The sequence below is a fragment of the Roseateles sp. genome, assembly GCF_039595295.1.
In the GTDB taxonomy this organism is placed as follows: Bacteria; Pseudomonadota; Gammaproteobacteria; order Burkholderiales; family Burkholderiaceae_C; genus Roseateles.
Map to the genome: position 1 here is coordinate 104,231 of NZ_JBCNLU010000004.1, position 21,713 is coordinate 125,943.

The following is a 21,713-nucleotide window of genomic DNA, read 5'->3' on the forward strand; positions in this document are numbered from 1 at the left end:
CTGGCCTATGCTCGCCAGCCGCCGGACTTGAACCGGCGACGCGCGGCCCGATGTGGGTCTGTCGCCCAACTCTCGAGGACACCGCCATGACGACCACTCCCAATCCCGCCACGCTCGGCCCCGGCGAAGACCTGATCACCCTGGGCGGCGGCTGCTTCTGGTGCACCGAGGCCGTCTTCCTGCGCGTCAAGGGGGTGTTGTCGGTCGAGTCGGGCTACACCAACGGCGAGATCGAACGGCCCAACTACGAGCAGGTCTGCGGCGGCCGCACCGGCCACGCGGAGGTCGTGCGGGTGCGCTTCGACCCGAAACGGGTGAGCCTGACGGATCTGCTGCAGGTCTTCTTCACCATCCATGATCCGACGACGCTGAACCGGCAGGGCGCGGACGTGGGGACGCAATACCGCTCGGGCATCTATTACTCGCGGCCGGAGCAGTTGGCAGAGATCCGTCAAGTCGTCGACGAGGCGCAGCGCGCGCACGGCGGCAAGGTGGTGACGGAGATCCAGCCCGAGCAGAACTATTGGCCGGCCGAGGCGTATCACCAGGACTACTTCGCGAATCATCCGGAGCAGGGCTACTGCGCCTTCGTCGTCGCGCCCAAGGTCGACAAGTTCCTGCTGAAGTTCCGGGAGCTGGTGAAGGACGAGGCCGGCGCGTGAGCAGGCTGGCAGACGCGCCAGCTGGTGAAACGCCGGCGAACGGACTCTCTCTCCCGCTTGCGGGAGAGGGCGGGGGAGAGGGTCTTCGACTTCCAGAGCGCCCCGACGCTGCTTCCCTGATCACCCTCGAATCCCTGCGCATGCGCTACGGCGCCACCGAGCTCCGCTTCCCCGATTTCGCGCTCCGCCCGGGCGGCCACCTGCTGCTGCGCGGCGCCTCCGGCAGCGGCAAGAGCACGCTCCTCGCACTGATGGCCGGTCTGCTGACGCCCACCTCCGGCTGCCTCACGATGGACGGCCAGGAGCTCGCCTTGCTCGCCCCTGCCGCCCGCGATGCCTGGCGCGGCGCCAAGCTGGGCTTCGTCCCCCAACGCCTGCACCTGAGCGCCTCGCTCACCGTCCGGGACAACCTCTCGCTCCCCTACGTCGCTGCCGGCCTGTCCCCGGACCTCGCCCGCATCGACGCGGTTCTCGGCGAGCTCGGCGTCGGCGCCTTGCTCAACCGCCGCCCCCATCAGCTCAGCCAGGGCCAAGCCCAACGTGTCGCGCTCGCCCGCGCGCTGCTGCGCGCCCCGCGCTTCATCCTTGCCGACGAGCCCACCGCCAACCTCGACGATGAGTCCTGCGACGCCACCCTGACCCTGCTGCGCCGTGCCTCCGACCAGCACGGGCTCTGCCTGGTGATCGCCTCTCACGACGCGCGCATCGAGGCCGCCTGGGGCGGCTGGTCCGCGCTGCATCGTCTGCGCCTCGCCTCGGCGCCCGCTCCCGCTGCCGCATGAGCCGTTCCCCCTTGAACCTGCCGCGCCTGGCCTGGCGCTATCTCTGGGCGCGTCCGATGCTCACGGCGCTCAACCTGATGCTGCTGAGCCTGGGGCTTGCGGCGATCGGCTTCGTCGTGCTTGTCAGCGAGCAACTGGAGCACGGCCTCAAGCGCGACCTCGCCGGCATCGATCTCGTGGTCGGGGCCAAGGGCAGCCCGATGCAGATCCTGCTCGCCGGTGTGTTCCACCTGGACCAGTCCACCGGCAACATCCCGCTCGCGACGGTGCGGCAGCTTCGCCAGCAGCCGCTGGTGGCGCAGGCGGTGCCGATCTCGCTGGGAGACTCCTACCGCGGGCATCGCATCGTCGGCACGACGGCGGATTACCTGGCGCTCTACCGGCTCGAGCTCGCGCAAGGGCAGGGCTGGACGAAACCGATGCAGGCGGTGCTCGGCGCCGAGGTGGCGCGGCAGGCCGGCCTCAAACCCGGCGATCACTTTCACGGGACCCATGGCCTCGCGTCGGGCGGCGACGAGCACGAGCACGCCTATGAGGTCACCGGCGTGCTGGCGCCCACCGGCGGCGTGGCCGATCGGCTGGTGCTGACGGATCTGGCCTCGGTCTGGGAGGCGCATGCGGCGCATGGGCATGGGGCGTCCGATCGGCAGAGCGATCACGAGGGCCATGGGGACCATGCGGAGCACGACGCCCATGAGCATCAAGACGATGCCGGTCTCGAAGTCAGCATGGTGCTCGTGCGTTATCGAAGTCCGCTGGCGGCGGTCATGCTGCCCCGCTGGGTCAACGCGCAGCCGGGCTTGCAGGCCTCGGTACCCGCGCTGGAGACGGCTCGGCTGCTGAGCATGGTCGGCGTCGGTGTGGAGGTGCTGCGCGGCTTTGGGCTGGTGCTGCTGCTGGCGGCGGCGCTGTCGGTGCTGGTGGCGCTGCTGCACGCGGTGCGTGAGCGTCAGGGCGATCTGGCCATGCTGCGCATGCTCGGCGCGACGCCGGCTCGCGTGGCCGGGCTCATCGCGCTGGAGGCGGTGATGCTGGCAGCGTTGGCCACGGTGCTGGCGCTGGGGCTGGCCCATGCGCTCACGGGCGGGCTTGGCGCGGTGCTGGACGCGCAGCAGTCGATGCGGATCTCCGGGTCTTGGCTGTCGGTGTGGGAGCTGCTGGTGCCGGCGCTCGCGCTGGGGTTGGCGCTGCTGGCTGCGGCGTGGCCGGCTTGGCGTGGCTATCGCCTCGACGTGACGGAGCTGCTGCAGACGCCGCGGTGATGAAGACCCTCTCCCCAGCCCTCTCCCGCAAGCGGGCGAGGGGGGCAAGGCCAGCCGTCTTCCGCAAGCGGGGAGGGGGCAAGGCCAGCCGTCTTCCGCAAGTGGGCGAGGAGGCAGGCCAGCCCTCTTACGCAAGCGGGCGAGAGGCTTAGGCCGTGGCCTCACGTTCGCTCAGCGCGCTTGATGCGAATGGCCTCGCAACAATTGACGGGCACAATGTCGCCCTTCATGTCCGCCATCCCCATGAACACCGCCAACCCCCGCGACGCCGTGTCCGCCTCCGCACCTGCCATTCCAGCCATGGCCGCCGTGCTGCTGAGCGCTTCGGCCTTGCTGAGCGCCGCGCCCGCTCACGCCCAGGCGGCGGGCGGCGCAATGCCGATGGGCTCCGGTCCCGGCTATCACGACCCCCGCAGCCCCTTCGCGCCGCTGAAGGAGATCGACGGCGTCGTCAGCTGGAAGCTGCTGTCCTCGGTCACGGTCAAGGCGGACAAGAGCAAGGTCATCCCGAGCTTCCCGTCCGGCGTGCTCGCGCTGGACAAGCGCACCGTCAAGGTCCAGGGCTTCATGATGCCGCTGGAGCCGGGCGACAAGCAGAGCCACTTCCTGCTGTCGTCGGTCCCCACGAGCTGCTCCTTCTGCGTCCCCGCCGGTCCCGAGGGTCTGGTCGAGGTGCGCAGCAAGACGCCGGTCCGCTACACGCTGGACGTGGTCACCGTCGAGGGCCAGATGACGGTGCTCAACGACGATCCCTACGGCATGTTCTATCGCGTCACGCAGGCGGTGCAGGCCGCCACGCCGGCGCGCTGAGCGCCGGGACGATGCCCGCCCTCGAATTCATCCGATGACCCGGTCCGCCACGTCCCGTCTCACTCGCCAGCAACGCTGGTGGGTGTGGCTGTGCCTGGTCGGCGTGCTGGGCTTCCAGGCCATGGGGCTGGTGCACCGGACGATGCATGGCGGCGCGGTCGCGCAGCCGGTGCGGATCGCGATGGCTGTCGCGGCGGTGAGCGCCGAGCTGGCCGAGGCGCAGGACGCCGGCGCGCTGGACATGGACCTCGCCGAGGCCAGCGTCGACGCGATCAAGCTCTCCTTCGGTCACGCGGCCGGCAGCGCCGACTGCCAACTGCTGGACCAACTCAGCCAGGCGCTGAGCCCCACCGTCCAGGCGCTCGCCTGGACCGCGCTGCTGCCGGACTTCCCGGTCAGCGGACCGCAGCCGCACGACGCCTCGCTGGCGCAGGTATGGCGCAAGGCCGCCCGCGCGCCGCCGCTGGCTTGACACCTCCCGTCCTTCTCGTCCCTTGATCGAGCCGGTCGCACGTCCGCGTGCGCGGTGACGGTCCGCGACCGAGCGCCTTGGCTGCGCGTCGCCATGGGACTTCCAAAGAATCAGACGGCGCCGCCGCGATCTCCGTTCGATCCGGACCGGCCTTGCACCTTCGATGGTCCAGGGCCGACGTCGGGGGATCGACGATCGTGGATCGGCACGCGGCGCTCAGAGAGTGTGTTCATGGCTTCCAACTCCAACTCCAGCTTCAACTCCAATTCCAACTTCGTTTCCATCGCGGGCTCCGCGCCTTTCCGCACCACGTTGCTGATCCAGGCGGTCGGCCTGGCGTTGAGCCTCGGTTCGAGCACTGCCTGGGCGCAGCAGGCACCCGGCGTCGGCGGCGCCGACGTGTCAGACGCGAGCGCTACGGCCGACGCCGGCACCGCTTCGGGCGGCGGCGCCAAGCGCAAGCAGCAGCTGCAATCGGTGGTCGTCACCGGCAACCCGCTGAAGCTGAGCGAGGTCATCGCCCCGGTCCAGACGCTCAGCGGCGATGCGCTGACGCTCAAGCGCGGCGCCAGCCTGGGTGACACGCTGGACGGCATGTCCGGCGTCAGCTCCACCTACTTCGGTCCCAACAGCAACCGCCCGACGATCCGCGGCCTCGACGGCGACCGGGTGCGGATGCTGAGCAACTCCGGTGCCTCGGTGGACGCCTCCAGCCTGAGCTTCGACCACGCGCTGCCCATCGACCCGCTGGTGCTGACCCGCATCGAGGTGCTACGCGGCGCCGCGGCGCTGCAGTACGGCGGCAACGCGATCGGCGGCGTGGTCAACGCCATCGACAACCGCATCCCGTGCCTGGCCCAGCCCGGCCTGAACGGCGCGGCGGAAGTGCGCCTGGGCGGCGCCTCCAAGGAACGCGGCGGTGCGGTGGTGCTGGACGGCGGCACGAATCAATTCGCCTGGCATGTGGACGCCGCCGACCGCCGCACCGACGACCAGCGCGTGCCGCGCTTCGAGACCGAGGACGGCGCCAGCACCCATGTCCGCAACTCCGCGGGCCACGGCCGCAGCGGAGCGGTGGGCGGCTCCTTCCTGTTCTCGCAGGGCTATGCCGGCGTGTCGGTGGAGGACTATCACAACGAGTACGGCGTGACCGTCGAGCCCGACGTCCGTATCCAGATGCAGCGCCAGCGCATCGCTACCGCCGGCGAGTGGCGCGAGCCGTTGCCGGGCTTGGCGCGCGTGAACTGGCAATTTGCCAGCAGCCGCTACAAGCATCAGGAAGTGGAGGGCAGCGGCGAGGTCGGCACCGTCTTCCAGTCCACCGGCAAGGACAGCCGCATCGAGGCGCAGCACGCCACGATCCAGACTGGCGCGGGCACGCTGTCGGGCGTGCTGGGCTGGCAGTGGGAGCTGAGCGATTTCTCCGCGCTCGGCGAGGAGGCGCTGGTGCCCAACACGACGACGCGAAACAACGCGTTGTTCCTGATCGAGCAGTTCAAGTCCGGTCCGTGGAGCTTGCAGGCTGGTGCGCGTAGCGAGAAGGTGTCCATCGCTTCCACCGGCGGTGACGAGGAACGTTTCGGTGCGCCGGTGACCAAGCGCTTCAGTCCGAACAGCTTCTCGCTGAGCGGCGCGGTCGAGGTCGGCGGCGGCTTCAGCCTGTCGGCCAGCGCGAGCAGCAGCCAGCGCGCGCCGACCTTCTATGAGCTCTTCGCGAACGGGGTGCACGTCGCGTCGGGCGCGTACGAGGTCGGTGATCAGAACCTGCGGATGGAGCGCGCCAAGGCGGTCGATCTGGGGCTGCACTGGAAGCAGGGCGAGTCCAAATGGAGCCTGCAGGTCTATCAGACGCGCTTCTCCAACTATCTGGCGCTGGACGCCAGCGGACGTGACATCACGCAGCCGGGCGAGGACGGTGGGGTCGAGACCTTCCCCGAGTACGTCTATCGCGGCGTGCGCGCACGGATGCACGGGGTGGAGCTGGAAGGGCATCAGCCGCTGCCGTCGGTCGCGGGCTGGAATCTGACGCTGGGCACCACGCTGGATCTGGTGCGAGGGACCAACCTCGACACGCATGAGGCGCTGCCGCGACTGGCGCCGGCCAGGGTGTCGCTGTCCTTGCAGGCAGAGCAGGGACCTTGGCTGCTGCAGGCCACGGTGATCGGCGCGGCGCGCCAGGACAAGGTGCCGGCGCTGGATACGCCGACGGCGGGTTATGGATTGCTGCGGCTGCACATCGCGCGCCATTTCGAGCTCGGCGGGCTGGATGCGATGTGGTACTTGAAGCTGGATAACCTGGCCAACAAGCTGGCTTACAGCGCGAGCAGTGTGCAGACGATCCGGGAGCTGACGCCGTTGCCGGGGCGGAGTGTGTTTGCGGGGATGCAAGTGCGGTTCTGAGGGTCCTCTCGCCCGTTTCGCGGAGGAGAAGCACCGCTGCGCTTGGGGCCCCTCTCCCGCTGCGCGGGAGAGGGGTTGGGGTGAGGGCCGTCGCACCCCAGAGCGCTGGTCGAAGCGAGGACTTGAGCGATGGGGCTCGCTGCCCGCACCGGCCCTCACCCCAACCCCTCTCCCACTTCGTGGGCGAGGGGCAAGGCGCTCAGGGGGCGAGTCGTTCTCTGATCCACACCCCATCCTCCAACCGATAAACCAACCGGTCATGCAGCCGCGACTTGCGCCCCTGCCAGAACTCCCACCGCTCCGGCACCAGCCGGAACCCGCCCCAATGCGGCGGTCGCGCCGGATTCAACCCATGCTGTGCCGCGGCCTTCGCCGCATTCGCCACCAGCACCGCGCGCGACGAGATCACCTGACTCTGCGGCGAGGCCCACGCCCCCAGCCGCGAATCCAGCGGCCGCGACTGGTAATACGCATCCGACTGCGCGCTATCCACCTTCTCGACGCGCCCCTCGATCCGCACCACCCGCTCCATCTCGACCCAATGGAACTGCAGGGCCGCAAACGGATGCCGCGCCAGCTCCTGTCCCTTGCGGCTGTCGTAATTCGTGTACCAGACCAGCCCCCGGTCCTCGATGTCCTTGACCAGCACGATCCGGGTCGACGGCCGCCCGTCGGCACCCACCGTGGCCAGCGTCATCGCGTTGGGCTCGGGGACTTTGGCGTCCAGGGCTTCCTGGAACCAGAGGCGGAACTGGCGCAGCGGCTCGGGCGCGGCTTGTTGCTCGTCGAGCTCGTCGCGCTCGTAGCTCTTGCGGAGGTCGGAGAGTTTGTCCATCACCGCAGTATCGGGCGAATCCTTAAGTAAAGCTCCCACTCGTGAAACTCCGGGTGCGGGCCTCGCGCCGGGGCAGGCATGCTTGGCCCCATCGAAGCCGCGCCCCAGAAGCCGGCCCCAGGGGGATCGGGACCACACCAGAAGGAAGTACGCATGAATCAGCGACGACCCGTCGTCGTCGTGCTTGCGGCAGGGCGCGGACAGCGCTTTCGCGGCGAGGGGCACAAGCTGGAGCAGGTCTTGGGTACCGACACCGTGCTGGCGCACACGCTGCGTCAGGCGATGGCCTCGGATCTGCCGTTGCTGGTCGTCACCTCGTCCGCGTTGGCGCCCTTGGTCCGACGTCATGTGGCCTCGCGCGACATGCTGGTCTTGCCCGACCAGGACCGCCTCGGCCGTCCTGCGCCGCTGGGCATGGGCCACTCCATCGCGGCCGGCGTCGCCGCCACGGGGGATGCGCCGGGCTGGCTGATCCTGCCGGCCGACATGCCGATGCTGCGCGCCAGCACGCTGCTGGCGGTGGCGCAAGCGCTCGAGACCGATCCCATCGCCTACGCCCAGTACCAGGGCCGGCGCGGCCATCCGGTGGGCTTCAGCGCGGAGCTGTTCTCGGAGCTGGCCGCCCTCCAGGGCGACGAGGGCGCGCGGCGTCTGCTCGCGCGCTATCCGGCCCGTGCCATCGACGTCGACGATCCGGGCGTGCTGGTCGACATCGACACCCTCGAGGACCTGCGCCAGGTGCAAGGCGATCCGACCCAGCCCCGGCCGACCGGGACCGGACTGCGGGCCTCCGGCTGACAAGCACCCGGAGGCGCCGCTGCCTCAAAGCCCGTTCTTCCGCGCCAGCGCCAGTTGGCGTTCCAGCGCCCGATCGTGGATGCCGTGCTCCCGCAGCGAGGTCACGGCGCGCTGCAGATAGTCCAGCGTCGTGCCGTAGCGACCGTGCGCGTGCCGCAGGATGTGCAGCAGCCGGTCGTCGGCGATGTCGCCTACCCAGCCCGGGCTGCGCCGGGACAAGGTGAAGGCCAGCGCCTTGCGCACGCCCAGGCCGTCGGCGCAATGGCAGTCCAGCCAGCGCGGCACGTAGGTGCCGATCACCATCTCGCGCAGCCACAGGCGGTGCAGGGTGGCCTCGCTGTCCTCGGGCGCGACGCGGTACATCAGGCCGCGACAGCTGCCACCGGACAACAGCGTCATCACCAGCCCCGGTTCCTCCGCGCTCCCTCGGTTGACCAGCGAGCGCAGCCGCAGCGCGCGGTGATAGCCCTGGACCTTGGCCACCAGCGTCTGCGCCGGCTCGAAACCGGGGTTCCACATCAGCGAGCCATAGGCGAACATCATGAGCCCGTGCTCCCGGTCCCATTGGCGCTCGGCGACGGCGAGCAGCGCTCGGCTGTGGGCGGGCAGGTCTTCCAGGCGGGCGTCGGCGAGGGGGTCGGGCGTGGCGATCGACATGGGCTGGCATGCTGCCACAGGGCGGCGGGCGTGTTGCGCGGCTGGCGGGTTGGCCGAGAGACTCGCGCGGTATCGACCGCCTGGGTCGCCTGAGCCGGCGGGGCCGGGCGGGAACGCGTCGTGCCGCGTGTCGTCGGGCGCCGGAAACGGATGCGCTTGTAACTCGGTTGTACCTGGATTTGCGGTCCCGACAGGGGCGCCGCGCCTCCGGGGCGTGTAATATGGTTACCAATCAAACCCTGGCCGAGTTACATCGGCAGTCGGCATGAACAAGACGCTTCTCGACGTCACCGCGCGCATCAAGGCGCGCAGCGCCGCTTCCCGCGAGCGCTATCTGGACCTGATCGAGCGCATGGCGGGCCGCCAGCGCGGCGTGCAGCGCCTGGGCTGCGCGAACGTCGCGCACGCGGTGGCGGCCATGCCGGCCAACGACAAGCTCCGCATCGTGGCGGAGAAGGCCCCCCATCTGGGCATCGTGACGGCCTACAACGACATGCTGTCGGCGCATCAGCCCTACGAGGGCTACCCGGCCATCATCCGCGACGAGGTCCACCGCCACGGCGCGACCGCGCAAGTCGCGGGCGGCGTGCCGGCCATGTGCGACGGCGTGACGCAAGGGACGCCGGGCATGGAGCTCAGCCTGTTCTCGCGCGACACCATCGCGATGGGCACGGCGGTGGCGCTGTCCCACGACGTCTTCGACGCGGCGCTGCTGCTGGGCATCTGCGACAAGATCGTCCCCGGACTGCTGATCGGCGCGCTGCACTTCGGGCATCTGCCCTGCGTGTTCGTGCCGGCGGGGCCGATGAGCTCCGGGCTGTCCAACAACGACAAGGCCAAGGTGCGCGAGCTGTATGCGCAAGGCAAGGTCGGTCGCGACGAGCTGCTCAAGGCCGAGTCCCAGGCCTATCACGGCGCGGGCACCTGCACCTTCTACGGCACGGCCAACAGCAATCAGATGCTGCTGGAGGCGATGGGCCTGCATGTGCCGGGCGCCGCTTTCGTCCATCCGCATGACGGGCTGCGCGAAGCGCTGACCCGCGAGGCCGTGCGCCAGGCGCTGAAGATCATTCCGCAGCGCGACTACACGCCGATCGGCCGCATGGTCGACGAACGCACCATCGTCAACGCGATGGCCGCGCTGCTGGCCACCGGCGGCTCCACGAACCACCTGATCCACTGGGTCGCGGTGGCGCGCTCGGCGGGCATCCTGATCGACTGGGGCGATTTCTCGGACCTGTCCGGCGTGGTGCCGCTGCTGTCGCGCGTCTATCCGAACGGCAGCGCCGACGTGAACCAGTTCCAGGAGGCCGGCGGCCCCGGCTTCGTGATCCGCGAGCTGCTGGGCGCGGGGCTGATGCATGGTGACGTGCTGACCTCGGTTGCCGGCCAGGGCCTGAGCGCCTTCGCGCGACTGCCGCGCCGCGCCGAGGACGGCTCGGTCGCCTGGTCCGACTTGCCGGCCGCGAGCCGCGACGAATCGGTCGTGCGCACGGCCGCCGCGCCGTTCTCCCCGACCGGCGGATTGAAGCTGCTGGCGGGCAACCTTGGCCGCGCGGTGATCAAGGTCTCCGCCGTGCCGGAGGACCGCCACACCGTCGAAGCGCCGGCGCGCATCTTCGACAGCCAGGAGGCCATGCAGGCCGCCTTCAAGGCCGGTGAGCTGGAGCGGGACGTCGTGGTCGTCGTGCGCTTCCAGGGACCGCAGGCCAACGGCATGCCGGAGCTGCACAAGCTGACGCCGCCGCTGGCGGTGCTGCAAGGCAAGGGCTTCAAGGTCGCGCTGGTGACCGACGGGCGCATGAGCGGCGCGTCGGGCAAGGTGCCCGCCGCCATCCACGTCAGCCCCGAGGCGCTGTCCGGCGGACCGCTGGCCAAGCTGCGCGACGGCGACCTGGTGCGCGTGTGCGCCAACAGCGGAGAGCTCTCCGCGCTGGTGCCGGCGGCCGAATGGGATGCGCGCGGGCTGGCGTTGATCACCGATGACGCGGTGCTCGAGAACGGCGCCGGACTGGGCCGCGAACTGTTCGCGGGCATGCGCCGCAATGTGACCTCGGCGGAAGAGGGCGCCATCTCCTGGCTGTGAGCTCTGGACATCGACCTCGCGGCGCTTCTGAACGCCGCGTCGCGGGCTCGATGCCGCCCCATTGAATCGACTTTGAGGAACCTCGAATGAGCAAGCTGGATACCCTGAGCCTGGCCGACCATGGCCCCGTCATCCCCGTCATCGTCATCGATCGCGTCGAGGACGCGGTGCCGCTGGCGCGCGCGCTGGTCGCCGGCGGCGTGAAGGTGCTGGAGGTGACGCTGCGCACGCCGGTGGCGCTCGAGGCGATCGCGGCCATCGCCAAGGAGGTGCCGGAGGCCATCGTCGGCGCCGGCACGCTGCGCACGGCGGCGGACGCTGTCGCCGCCAAGCAGGCCGGCAGCCGGTTCGCCGTCAGTCCCGGCTTCACGCTGGAACTGGCCAAGGCCTGCGAAGCGCAAGACCTGCCCCTGCTGCCGGGCGTCTCCACCGCCAGCGAGGTCATGATGGCCGCCGATGCCGGTTACCGCTTCCTGAAGCTATTCCCCGCCACGGCGGTGGGCGGGGCCAACCTGCTCAAGGCACTCGCCGGCCCCTTCGCGGATGTCGCGTTCTGCCCCACCGGCGGCATCACCGTGCAGACCGCGCCGGACTTCCTGAAGCTCCCGAACGTCAAGGTCTGCGGCGGCTCGTGGCTCACGCCCGCCGACGCCGTCAAGGCCGGAGACTGGGTTCGGATCACGCAGCTGGCTAAAGAGGCCAGCGCGCTGCGCGGCTGATCACCCCTCTCGGGGGACTTCGCCACACAGCATCCCTGAACGCTTCGGCGGATCGAACACGAGGCAAGTCGTGCTGGCATGCGCATAGAGCTTCCCATCGTGGCCGATCAGGTCCGCTTCCGCCGTCGCCATCTGGCGACCCACGTGGCGGACCCGCCCGATCGCGCGCACGACCGGCACGCGTTCATTCAGAGCGCGGACCAGGTTGATCTTCAGCTCCAGCGTCGTGTAGCCCCGACCCGGGTCCATCGTCGTGTGAACCGCGCAGCCCAGCGCCGAATCCAGCAATGTGGCGTACCAGCCGCCGTGCACCGTGCCCATCGGGTTGTAGTGCCGGAACTTGGGCGTGCCCTGGAAGATCACCTCGCCCTTGGCCACGCGCAGCAGCGTGAAGTCCAGGGTCTGCGCGATCGGCGGCGGCGGGAGCTTCCCGTCCAGCATCGCCTGCATCTGCTCCAGACCCGTCAGCCCGGCGATCTCCGCCATCGTGGCCACGCCGTGATCGGGCCGGATCTTCGCCCGGACCTGCTTCTCCTCCTCCAGCCATTGCGCCAGGATCGCGTCGGACTCGGCCGTCGTGGTGGGGTTGACTGCTGCGTTCATCTGAACTCCATCGAAAGTCGAAAGCTTGTGCCTGCAATGGTTGCAGCTACAATCATTCCCTGTCAAGCAGCGAGGCGACACCCATGAACGCCATGAACGCGACGGTCACATCGTCCAAGTCTTCCGCCGGCGAGCGCCCGTCCGCGCCGGCCTCGCAAGGCGAGCCGATCTCGCCCAAGGGCTGTACCAACTTCAAGCTTCGTCAGCTGACCCGGCTGGTCTCCAACCACTGCGAAGCCCATTTCGCCGAGACCGGATTGAAGACCACGCAGTACGCGTTGCTGTCCCACATCGTCGTGCTCGGGCCCATCCAGCCCAGCGAGCTCGCCCGGCGCATGGATCTGGACCTGTCCACGCTCTCGCGCAACATCCAGCCGCTGCTGACCCTGGGGTTGGTGGAGATGCTCCCCGGCGCCGACGCCCGCAGCCGGCAGATCCAGGCGACGGAGGAAGGGCATGCGCGCCGCCGCCAGATGAAGGCCACCTGGAAGCGCGCCCAACTGTCGCTCAATGAGCGGCTGGGCGACGAGCGCGTCCAGCGCCTGCATGCGCTGCTGGACGAGTGCTCCGCGCTGATGCGCGGCGATGTGGACGTCGACGAACTCGACGGCCTCGACACCTGAGCGGCTTTACGAACGAGGCCGCTTCCGGTCTCAAGCTTCGAGCCTGAAGACACCCAGCGCGGCGCTGACCTCGCGCGTCTGCGCGCGCAGATGATCCGACGAGCGCGCCAGATCCTCGACCAGGGCGACGTTCTGCTGCGTGATGCCTTCCAGATGCCTCACGGCGCCGGAGACCTCGGAGATCCCTTCGAGCTGCGTCTGCGCGCTGCGCTCGATGTCCTCGATGACGCCGCCGAATCGCTCCACCGTGGCCAGCGTGTCCGCCATGCTGCGGCGCGCCTCGTCGGTCTGTTTCGCGCCGGCCTCGACCTTCTCGCCGGAGGCGGCGATGAGCTGCTTGATCTCGCGGGCGGCGTCGGAGCTGCGCTGCGCCAGCGCGCGCACCTCGCCAGCCACGACCGCGAAGCCGCGTCCGTGCTCCCCCGCCCGCGCCGCCTCCACCGCCGCATTGAGCGCCAGCAGATTCGTCTGGAAGGCGATGCCCTCGATGAGGTGGGTGATCTCGCCGATGCGGGCGGAGGCTTGCGCGATCGCCTGCATGGTGTCGTTGACCGAGCGCACGTTGCCGTCGCTGCGCCGCGCGGCGGCGCCGAGCTCGGCGGCCACCTCGCGGGCGCGGTGCGCCGTGTCGCGGTTGCCACGGACCTCGTCGGTGATGCGCGCCATGCTGCCGGTGGTCTGCTCCAGACTGGCTGTCTGCGACTCGGTGCGCTGCGCCAGGTCGTGATTCCCCTGCGCGATGGTCGCGGCGACCGCCTCCATCTGCGTCAGCTCGTGCTGGGTGTCCGAGACCAGCGCGCGCAGATTCACGCGCAGCTGGCTGAGCGCGCCTTCCAGCGCCACGGTCTGCCCTTGACCGCCGGCCGCGCCGCGCGCGTCCCCTGGCCCTGTCCGACCGCCTTGACCGTCACGCGGTCCGCTGAGGTCGCCCGCCGCCAGCCGGTAAGCCACGCGCTGGCTCTGCCGCAGCGCGGCGCGATGCCGGCCCGGCCGCAGCACCGCGCCGAGCCCGCTCAGCACGCGTTGCCACAGCGCCGCGCGCGGCCGGCCGCTGTCCAGGCGCGGGCCCCGGGTGCCGTCGCGTTCGGCGCTCTTGATCCGGGCGTAGAGGGCCTCGGCCTCGCGCACCTGCTCGCGCGAGGGCGCGGTGCGGACCGAGAGATAGGCCACCGGCACGTCTCCCTGCAGCAGCGGAGTGACGTTGGCCATGACCCAGTAATGGTCGCCGTCCTTGCGGCGGTTCTTGACCACGCCCGACCAGGGGCGGCCGCTTTGGATCGTCGCCCACAGATCGCGGAAGGCCTCTTCCGGCATGTCGGGGTGCCGGATCAGGTTGTGGGCCTTGCCGATGAGCTCTTCGCGGACGAAGCCGCTGACCGCCACGAAGGCCTCGTTGCAATGCAGGATGCGGCCCTTGAGGTCGGTGGTCGACACCAGCGCCCGACCCTCGGGCAAGGGGAACTCGCGTTGCGTGACCGGCAGATTCGTTCTCATTGATGCATTCCCTGTACGGCAGCTCTTGACTTGGATCAAGACGCAGCATCTATGAGTCAGTTCCACCACAACTTGAGCAATATCAAGTCATTGCGGGTTCACCCTGTAGTCGGTAGGCGCGGCGTGAAGGAATGCCGATGGGCGCAGGACGCTCAATCCAGGGTGACGATGACCGGCGCGTGGTCGCTGGGCTTGGGCAGCTTGCGCATCTGGCGGTCGATGGTGCAGGCGGTGACGCGGGACTTCAGCGCGTCGCTCACCAGGATGTGATCGATGCGCAGGCCCTTGTTCTTCTGGAAGCCCAGCATCCGGTAATCCCACCAGCTGTAGCTCTTCGGGGGCTGCTCGAACATCCGGTAGGCGTCGGTCAGGCCCAGGTCGAGCAGCGCCTGGAAGTGCGCGCGTTCCTGGGGCGAGGTGTGCGTCTGACCGACGAAGGCGGCCGGGTCATAGCAGTCCCGGTCCTCGGGGGCGATGTTGAAGTCGCCCATCAGCACCAGCTTCTCGTGCTGCTGCAGCTCGGTGGCGAGCCAGGCGCGCAGGCCGTCCAGCCAGGCCATCTTGTAGACGAACTTGTCGCTGTCCAGCGCTTGGCCGTTGGGGAAGTAGGCCCCGATCACGCGCACGCCGCCGACGGTGCCGGCGATCACCCGCGCCTGTTCATCCGCGTAGCCGGTGATGTTCTTGACGACGTCCTTGGCCGGCGTGCGGCTCAGCAGCGCCACGCCGTTGTAGGTCTTTTGCCCGAACCATTGGACCTGATAGCCGGCGTCGGCGATCTCCATGGTCGGGAACTTGTCGTCGGTGAGCTTGGTCTCCTGCAGCACCAGCGCGTCGACAGGGTTGGCCTGCAGCCAGTCGAGCAGCTGCGGCAGGCGCACGGCCAGGGAGTTGACGTTCCAGGTGGCGAACTTCATTGATCGTATAACCTATTGATTAACAGGGGCCCATCCTATCCATTCACGGCTCCGCCCCAGGAATGCGTCGCTGATGGCACCGGTTCTTCATTGACGCGCGCGGCCCCTCCTACCTGCGGGTGGTGGCGGGCCGGGCGCGGCTGCGGCACTATGCCCGCCCAACGCGCCGGCCGGAGATGCCGGACGACGGGTCGAGAGGAATCGCGGAGGCGGTCCGATCGACCCGACAGGAACGACGACAAGAACCAAGACCGACGGACAGGACGAGGGAGCGCCATGTCAGCACCACCGAACGAGGATGTCCGCGAGGATCCGCGCCTGGATCCCGCGCTCAGCAAGGAGCTCTACCGCCAGCTCAAGCAGATGGCGCGCCAACGCATCCGGCGCAACGGCCCGATGACGCTGCTCGACACGACCGCGCTGGTCCATGAGAGCTGGTTCAAGCTCTCGCGCCGCGACGATTGGGCCGGCATGGGCCGCGAGCACTTCATGGCCTACGCCGCCTCGGCGATGCGCTCCATCGTCGTCGACTACGCCCGCGCCAGGCAGACGGAGATCCACGGCGGCCTGGCGCCCCACGTCGACATCGGCGAGCTGCCCACGCTGGCCCATCGCGATGACGAGTACCTTGCCGTCCATCAGGCGCTGGAAGACCTCGAGCGCAGCGATCCCCGGCTCGCCCGGCTGGTCGAGCTGCGCTACTTCGCCGGGCTGGAGGAGGAAGAGTGCGCCCAGCTGCTCGGCGTCGCCCGCCGCACCGTGCAACGCGACTGGGCCAAGGCCCGTGCGCTTCTGTGGACCCTGCTGACCCCATGAACGATCTCCTGCTCAAGCACTGGTCCGACATCGAGCCGCTGCTCGACCAGGTCCTGGAGCTGCCCGACGACCAGCGCAGCGCCTTCCTGGATCGGCTTGCGCCTGAACAGCGGGCCTTGCGTCCCGCTATCGAGCAACTGCTGCGCACCGCCGCGTCGGTGCAGGCCGCCGGCTTTCTCGAGCGCGCGGCCAGTCTGCCGATGGGTACGACAGCGGCGGCCGGGGCCGTCAGCGAAGACTGGCACGCGGGCCAGCTCATCGGCCCGTGGCGACTGGAGCTCGAGCTGGGCCGCGGCGGCATGGCCAGCGTGTGGTTGGCGCGACCGGCGCAAGGCGAGTTCCAGCGCGAGGTCGCGCTCAAGCTGCCCCACAGCCCGACCCCGCATCTGGCCGACCGCTTCCGGCGCGAGCGGGACGTCCTGGCCCGGCTCGGCCATCCCGGGATCGCGCGCCTGTTCGACGCGGGCGTGACGCCCGAGGGACTGCCCTGGCTGGCGATGGAGCGCGTCGACGGCCAGGACCTTTTGGCCTGGTGCGAGAGCCGCTCGGCCACCGTGGAGCAACGCCTGACCCTGCTGCTCCAGATCTGCGACGCGCTCCAGTACGCGCATGGGCGACTGGTCATCCATCGCGACATCAAGCCCGGCAACGTGCTGGTGCAGTCCGACGGCCAGGTGCGCTTGCTCGACTTCGGCATCGCGCGGCTGCTCGATACCGGCGCGACGGATCATGCGGCGCTCACGCAGGTGGGGCAGCGGCCGATGACGCCGGAGTACGCCTCGCCCGAGCAGGTCCGCGGCGAGGAGCCGGGCATCGCATCGGACGTCTATGCGCTGGGCGTGCTGGCCTATCGGCTGCTGGCGGGCGTCAGCCCCTATGCCGCGGCCGACACCCGCCATCGCCACGCGCTGGAGCAGGCCATCCTCGAGTTCCAGCCGCCGCCGCCCTCCCAGGGCGCGCAGGATCCGTCGGCGCGGCGCGCGCTGCGGGGCGACCTCGACACCATCGTGCTGAAGGCGATGGCCAAGGAGCCCGCGCAGCGCTATGCGACGGTGGATGCGCTGGCCGCCGATCTGCGCCGCCATCTGGCCGGCGTGCCGGTGCTGGCGCGCGGGCCGTCGTGGCGCTATGTCGCCGGGCGCTTTGTGCGTCGCCACCGGATCGGCGTGAGCGCCAGCGCGCTGGCCGCGGCCGGACTGATCGGCGTGACCGCCTGGGCTTGGCACGCCGCCGACCAGGCGCGCCAGGAGGCGCAGCGCGCTCAGGCCATGTACGACTTCGTCGTCGGGCTGTTCAATCCGCGCCGCTCGCCTCAGCCCGATACCCGCGAGCGCGACATGCCCGTGGGCAAGCTGATCGAGCGCGGCGCCGAGCAGGTGCTGGACAGCCTGCAGGACCAGCCGCAGGTCCGCGAGCGACTGCTGGCCGACCTGGGCACGCTGACGCAGCAGCTCGGGCTGGCGCCGACCTCGCAGAAGCTCTCCGCCGAGCGGGTGGAGATGGCCAGGAAGGTCTATGGCGTCGACAGCGTCCGCTATGCCGACGCCTTGCTCGGTCAGCGCGACGGCTGGGAGGCGACGGGGCAGTACGCGGTCGGCTTCGAGAAGGCGCGCGAGGCGCTCTCCATTTATGAGGCACGCGGGGAGCGCGACCCGCTGCGGCTGGCGCGCGCGCACATGGCGGTGGGCGGCTTCGGCGCTCGACTGCATCCGGCCGAGAACGTGGATCTGGATCACCTGCGGCAGGCGGCCGCCTTGCTGGAGCCGCTGTCCGGGCCGACGCCGCTGGGCACCGTCTACGAGCAGCTGCTGGTCGCGCACCTGGGGCGCGGCGAGATGGAGCAGGCCTTCCAGGCCGGGCTGTCGGGGTGGAAGGCGAATGCGCGGCAGTGGGGGCCGGACGACTGGAAGACCGCCGCGTCGGAGGATCAGGCGGGGGCGCTCGCGGCGCAGACGCTGCGACCGGCCGAGGCCGAACGGATGCTGCGCCATGCGCTGGGCGGCTTGCGCCGGGCGATGGGGCGGGACGTGGTCCTGCTCGCGCGCGGCGAGGCGGTGCTGTCGATGGTGCTCTTCGCGAGCGGCAGGCGCGACGAGGCCTTGCAGCATCTGCGCGAGGCGCAGCGCATCACCGCGCTGCCGGCGAATCGCGCGCAGCTCGCGTTCACGGTGACGGTCGCCGCGACGACGATGGAGCTCGCCCAGCGCGGCGGCGACTGGGCTGCGCTGCGCGAGGCCTGCGCGCCCTGGGGTCAGGACGTGCACACGCCGCAGGCCGCCTTGGACATCCGCATCCAGCAGGCCTGCGCAGCCTCGGCGATGCACGAGGGCGCGCTCGGCAAGGCGCAGGCGCTGTTGGAACAGGGCATTGGCGTGGCTCGTCAGGCCTTCGCGCGACTCCCGCAGCGGCAGGCGGTGATCAGCCTGCGCCTGGGCGAGTTGGCCATGCTCCGTGGCGACCGTGAGGCGGCGCTGGCGGCCTGGCGCGACTGCATCCAGCGCGGCGATCCGTCGACGCTGACCTGGACGGCGCAGGCCTGGTCGCATCTGCGTCAGGCGCAGGCGATGAGCGCCGCGGACACCCAGGCGCTTGCCCGGTTCCGGCAGACGCTGGAGCAGGCGGGCGGTGCCCGCTACTACGCGGAGTACCTGCAGCTGCTGGACGGACCGGGGAGCTGATCAGGCTCCATCGGGTGATGGGCTCGACCGGGTGATCGGGTTGATCGGGTTGATCGAGGTGATCGGGCGACGATCGCCCGGTCGATGGAAATCTTTGGCGGGCGATGGCGCTTGGCGGCGCGGTTTCTCGTGAAGGAGGGCAGGGGACGGGAGCGCGGCTCCCGGATCCCTGATCCCAGCCTCACCAGGAGCCTTCCATGACGACCGTGAATCCGACCGCCGGCGCCCCGCTGCGCGGCACCATCCTCCGTGACACCCAGTCCGGGCCGGGGCTGCTCAGCGTCGGCGGCCGGCAGTACCCGTTCACGCTGGAGCAGCACTGGCGCTCCGACCGACCGCCGGTCACCGGCGCGCGCGTGGACGTCCAACTCGACGGCGATCAGCTGGCGCGCGTGAGCCTCGTCGACGAGGCGCAGATCGCGCGCGAGATGGCCGGCCAGGCCGCCGATCGACTCAGTGCCGGCGGCCGGCAGTTGCTGGGCCGCGCGGTGGCGGAGTTCGGTGTGGTCCCGCTGGGCGCGCTGGTCGCGCTCTGGCTGGGCTGGTGGGTCTTCGACTGGGTCGGCGTGCGACTCTTCGCCAACCAGGTCGCGGCCTACTCGTTCTGGGACATGGTCAAGATGCTGTCCGCCGGCAACGCGCTGGAGGCCATGCAGTACCACCAGGGCGGCTTCGGCCTGTGGAGCCTGCTGGCGCTGATCTGCGCCGCCGCCCCGCTGTTGCCTCTGGTCTGGCGCGACCGCCGAGCGAGCCTGGGCCTGGCCGCGCCGCTGGTCTTCCTGCTGCTGCAGGGCGTGCGCCTGTACGTCGGCATCCACAGCGCCGCGACGGCGCTTCAGCAGCAGCTCGGCGGCCTGGGCAACGCCCAGACGGGCCGCGCGATGCGCGACCTCGGCGGTGAACTGCAAGCTCAGATCTTCCAGTCCATCAGCCTGGGCTTCGGGCTTTACCTGTCGCTCGCGGCCGCCGTCGTGCTGACGGTCTTCGCCGCTATCCGGCTGCGCCGCTGAGGCCCGCGCCGACCACACCCATCAAGCCGATCACAGCGATTGCGCTGATCACGCTGATCACGCTGATCACGCGTCCCCAATTCCCTTCAGGAGATTCTTCATGACTCAACGTCCCGCCCTTCTTGCGCTGACTCTTGGCGCCACCTTGTGCCTGGGCCTGCTGACCGCTTGCGGCAAGCAGGACGCCGCGACGACGCCCGGCGCGCAGGCGCCGAGCCTGGCCGCCGCGCAAGATCCCGCCGCGCTGGCCAAGGCCGCGGAGGACAAGCGCGTGGCCGCGCTGCCCAAGGCCGACGCGGCCACGCCGGTCGACGCTTACCGCGCCATCGACTCCGGCAACCAGCTGATGTACCTGTTCTACGCGGTGTCCGGCATGCCGCCCGACATGGAACAGATCGCCGAGCGACTCTCGCAGGACTACCGCGCGACCAACGATTCCTTCAAGCGCCAGGACATCCTGAAGGTGCTCGCGCCGCGCGTGCAGTCGGAGATCGCCGCGGCGGGCGGCCATCGCTACGTGATCTGGGAGGCGGACAACGACGTCGTTGACCACTACGACTTCGAGCGCAAGCGCTTTCCGGTGAAGCCGCCGTTCTGGAAGGGCGAGAGCAACTTCTACTACAACGACAACGCCTTCTACAAGATCAGCTTCAACGGCGATGAGCGGGTGCGCGGCATTCCCGTGGCCGACGAAGCGGCGGCCCGCGCGATCGAGGACAAGGTCGGCAAGTACGGCGCACTGCGCCTGCGGGTCTACGCTTTCGTGCAGGACGCCGATCTCAACAGCAAGACCTTGCGCTCGCAGCCGGTGAAGCTGGAACTGCTGGACAAGCAGGGCAAGGTCCTGGCGACCACGGCGCTGTGAGCGCGCGCCTCCCGCACACGTTCATCGATCTCCGGATACGGCCATGACGCACGACCTCTCAACCCATTCTCACGCCCGTTCCCCCGCCCGTTCCCCGCGCCTTCTGCCGCTGGCGGCGGCCTCGGCCCTGCTGCTCTGCGCTTGCGGCGGAGGCGGCGGAGACGACAAGGGCGGCGGCTCGGTCGCCTTCAGCATCGATCCGGCCTCGGTCAATCCGACGTCGACGACGACCGATCAGCCCTTCCTCGACCCCAACGTGGTCGAGTTCTACGCTTTCGGCTCGAGCTGCCGCTCGACCGCGAAGGGGCAAGCCGTGCTGGTCACCGACAACACGGTGACCTACAGCGACGGCACGCCCTCGGCGGCGCATCTGAAGCGGGTCTCGCAGTACGCCGAGGCGGCGGTGCGCACGCTGCGCGACAAATTCGGCATCACGGCGCCGGGCAACGTCGGCTTCGACGGCCAGAAGCTGCGCGTGTGCGCCGTCATCAGCGGCAGCGACAACCAGACCAACGGCTCGGCGGGCGTGCGCACGCTGCACATCGGCACGCCGGAGGGCTACAGCCGGCTGGCCACGCTGATCTATCACGAGAGCACGCACGCCGTGCAGGCGCAGGCGCTGAACTGCCAGATCCAGCAGTACGGCTGGGAGCGCTGGTTCACCGAAGGCATGGCGCTGCACGTCGCGGGACAGGACGCGCCGTCGTCGGGCGATCTGGCGGGTCTGCAATCGACCTTCGCGGGCATCGAGGGCAATCTGCCGATGGGCGACATGGACCAGCGCGCCGGCGTGCGCAACGATCGCTACCCGGCCTACCGGCTGGCCGTGGACACGCTGCTGGGTGAGACCGGCAAGACCGACCAGGACCTGTACCGCTTCCTGGTGCAGGTCGGCCGCACGACGGGCTGCCCGGGCGAAGGCGCGAACTACACCCCCGCGGCGCTGGCTGCGGGATGGAAGACAAGCTTCGACGCGAGCTTTGGCACCGATCTGCGCGGCAGGGGTGCGATGGGTGCGGATTTCTGGACGGCGGCGAAGAAGTACGCGAAGTGACCTGTTTCAACAGCGCCTCTTCGGAAATGTGCGCTGCCGAACGCAGCGTAACGATACGCAGTCGGCCTGATCCGTCCTTCGCCCTGCCACGTAAATGCCATGCGTCCCGCGTTCCGCGTCCGGGTCCCGGCCACGCTGGCCCCGGGGCCGTTATCCAAACTACCAGGAGA

At 69.8% G+C, this 21,713-nt stretch carries 20 protein-coding genes; 15 read left to right on the forward strand and 5 right to left on the reverse strand.

Annotation, left to right across the window (positions count from 1 at the left end; genetic code table 11):
• Nucleotides 1-86 precede the first annotated feature (86 nt).
• The 6 genes from msrA (at nucleotide 87) to ABDW59_RS04800 (ending at nucleotide 6,388) form a co-directional block, all read left to right on the forward strand.
• Complete coding sequence (msrA, locus tag ABDW59_RS04775; RefSeq protein WP_343628354.1) at nucleotides 87-662, forward strand: peptide-methionine (S)-S-oxide reductase MsrA; 576 nt, start codon at nucleotides 87-89, stop codon at nucleotides 660-662.
• Nucleotides 663-802: 140 nt separating this feature from the next.
• Nucleotides 803-1,444, forward strand: coding sequence for an ATP-binding cassette domain-containing protein (locus tag ABDW59_RS04780; protein ID WP_343628355.1), 642 nt, complete (start codon nucleotides 803-805; stop codon nucleotides 1,442-1,444).
• Nucleotides 1,441-2,706, forward strand: a complete 1,266-nt coding sequence (locus ABDW59_RS04785) for an ABC transporter permease (protein ID WP_343628356.1) — start codon at nucleotides 1,441-1,443, stop codon at nucleotides 2,704-2,706. The genes ABDW59_RS04780 and ABDW59_RS04785 overlap by 4 nt, the downstream gene beginning before the upstream one ends.
• A gap of 228 nt (nucleotides 2,707-2,934) precedes the next feature.
• Entirely contained in the window at nucleotides 2,935-3,516 is a 582-nt protein-coding gene (locus tag ABDW59_RS04790) for a DUF3299 domain-containing protein (RefSeq protein ID WP_343628357.1), read from the forward strand.
• A 34-nt stretch (nucleotides 3,517-3,550) separates the two neighbouring features.
• On the forward strand, nucleotides 3,551-3,988 hold the full coding sequence (locus ABDW59_RS04795; protein ID WP_343628358.1) for a hypothetical protein: 438 nt from the start codon (nucleotides 3,551-3,553) through the stop codon (nucleotides 3,986-3,988).
• Between the two features lie 231 nt (nucleotides 3,989-4,219).
• Nucleotides 4,220-6,388: a TonB-dependent receptor gene (locus tag ABDW59_RS04800; protein ID WP_343628359.1), complete on the forward strand. Its 2,169-nt coding sequence runs from the start codon at nucleotides 4,220-4,222 to the stop codon at nucleotides 6,386-6,388.
• A gap of 199 nt (nucleotides 6,389-6,587) precedes the next feature.
• Here the strand turns inward: ABDW59_RS04800 and pdxH are convergent, their stop codons facing one another.
• On the reverse strand, nucleotides 6,588-7,223 hold the full coding sequence (pdxH, locus tag ABDW59_RS04805) for a pyridoxamine 5'-phosphate oxidase (RefSeq protein WP_343628360.1): 636 nt from the start codon (nucleotides 7,221-7,223) through the stop codon (nucleotides 6,588-6,590).
• Nucleotides 7,224-7,376: 153 nt separating this feature from the next.
• Between pdxH and ABDW59_RS04810 the strand changes: the two genes are divergently transcribed.
• Nucleotides 7,377-8,021, forward strand: coding sequence for a nucleotidyltransferase family protein (locus ABDW59_RS04810; RefSeq protein ID WP_343628361.1), 645 nt, complete (start codon nucleotides 7,377-7,379; stop codon nucleotides 8,019-8,021).
• Nucleotides 8,022-8,045: 24 nt separating this feature from the next.
• Here ABDW59_RS04810 and ABDW59_RS04815 read toward each other — a convergent pair whose 3' ends face one another.
• Nucleotides 8,046-8,678: a gamma-glutamylcyclotransferase gene (locus tag ABDW59_RS04815; protein ID WP_343628362.1), complete on the reverse strand. Its 633-nt coding sequence runs from the start codon at nucleotides 8,676-8,678 to the stop codon at nucleotides 8,046-8,048.
• A gap of 265 nt (nucleotides 8,679-8,943) precedes the next feature.
• Between ABDW59_RS04815 and edd the strand changes: the two genes are divergently transcribed.
• Together edd and ABDW59_RS04825 are read left to right on the forward strand one after the other, a co-directional pair.
• Entirely contained in the window at nucleotides 8,944-10,764 is a 1,821-nt protein-coding gene (edd, locus tag ABDW59_RS04820; protein ID WP_343628363.1) for a phosphogluconate dehydratase, read from the forward strand.
• Between the two features lie 86 nt (nucleotides 10,765-10,850).
• Nucleotides 10,851-11,483: a bifunctional 4-hydroxy-2-oxoglutarate aldolase/2-dehydro-3-deoxy-phosphogluconate aldolase gene (locus ABDW59_RS04825; RefSeq protein ID WP_343628364.1), complete on the forward strand. Its 633-nt coding sequence runs from the start codon at nucleotides 10,851-10,853 to the stop codon at nucleotides 11,481-11,483.
• On the opposite strand, the gene ABDW59_RS04830 is transcribed toward ABDW59_RS04825, so the two are convergent.
• Nucleotides 11,484-12,086 carry a PaaI family thioesterase gene (locus tag ABDW59_RS04830; protein ID WP_343628366.1) on the reverse strand — a complete coding sequence of 201 codons (603 nt, stop codon included), beginning with the start codon at nucleotides 12,084-12,086 and terminating at the stop codon, nucleotides 11,484-11,486. It abuts the gene before it with no gap.
• Nucleotides 12,087-12,169: 83 nt separating this feature from the next.
• On the opposite strand from ABDW59_RS04830, the gene ABDW59_RS04835 reads away from it, so the two are divergent.
• On the forward strand, nucleotides 12,170-12,709 hold the full coding sequence (locus tag ABDW59_RS04835; protein WP_343628367.1) for a MarR family winged helix-turn-helix transcriptional regulator: 540 nt from the start codon (nucleotides 12,170-12,172) through the stop codon (nucleotides 12,707-12,709).
• 30 nt (nucleotides 12,710-12,739) lie between these two features.
• On the opposite strand, the gene ABDW59_RS04840 is transcribed toward ABDW59_RS04835, so the two are convergent.
• Together ABDW59_RS04840 and ABDW59_RS04845 are read right to left on the reverse strand one after the other, a co-directional pair.
• A complete protein-coding gene (locus tag ABDW59_RS04840) occupies nucleotides 12,740-14,203 on the reverse strand; it encodes a methyl-accepting chemotaxis protein (protein ID WP_343628368.1) in 1,464 nt (487 codons plus the stop codon).
• 152 nt (nucleotides 14,204-14,355) lie between these two features.
• Nucleotides 14,356-15,120: an exodeoxyribonuclease III gene (locus ABDW59_RS04845; protein ID WP_343628369.1), complete on the reverse strand. Its 765-nt coding sequence runs from the start codon at nucleotides 15,118-15,120 to the stop codon at nucleotides 14,356-14,358.
• A gap of 276 nt (nucleotides 15,121-15,396) precedes the next feature.
• Between ABDW59_RS04845 and ABDW59_RS04850 the strand changes: the two genes are divergently transcribed.
• The 5 genes from ABDW59_RS04850 (at nucleotide 15,397) to ABDW59_RS04870 (ending at nucleotide 21,543) form a co-directional block, all read left to right on the forward strand.
• Nucleotides 15,397-15,936, forward strand: a complete 540-nt coding sequence (locus ABDW59_RS04850) for an ECF-type sigma factor (RefSeq protein ID WP_343628370.1) — start codon at nucleotides 15,397-15,399, stop codon at nucleotides 15,934-15,936.
• Nucleotides 15,933-18,614 (forward strand): serine/threonine-protein kinase, encoded by a 2,682-nt coding sequence (locus tag ABDW59_RS04855; RefSeq protein ID WP_343628371.1) that lies wholly within the window; start codon nucleotides 15,933-15,935, stop codon nucleotides 18,612-18,614. Before ABDW59_RS04850 ends, ABDW59_RS04855 begins: the two co-directional genes overlap by 4 nt.
• Nucleotides 18,615-18,811: 197 nt before the next feature.
• Nucleotides 18,812-19,624: a hypothetical protein gene (locus ABDW59_RS04860; protein WP_343628373.1), complete on the forward strand. Its 813-nt coding sequence runs from the start codon at nucleotides 18,812-18,814 to the stop codon at nucleotides 19,622-19,624.
• A gap of 100 nt (nucleotides 19,625-19,724) precedes the next feature.
• Nucleotides 19,725-20,489, forward strand: a complete 765-nt coding sequence (locus tag ABDW59_RS04865) for a hypothetical protein (RefSeq protein ID WP_343628374.1) — start codon at nucleotides 19,725-19,727, stop codon at nucleotides 20,487-20,489.
• Nucleotides 20,490-20,532: 43 nt separating this feature from the next.
• Nucleotides 20,533-21,543, forward strand: a complete 1,011-nt coding sequence (locus ABDW59_RS04870; RefSeq protein WP_343628375.1) for a hypothetical protein — start codon at nucleotides 20,533-20,535, stop codon at nucleotides 21,541-21,543.
• Nucleotides 21,544-21,713 lie beyond the last annotated feature (170 nt).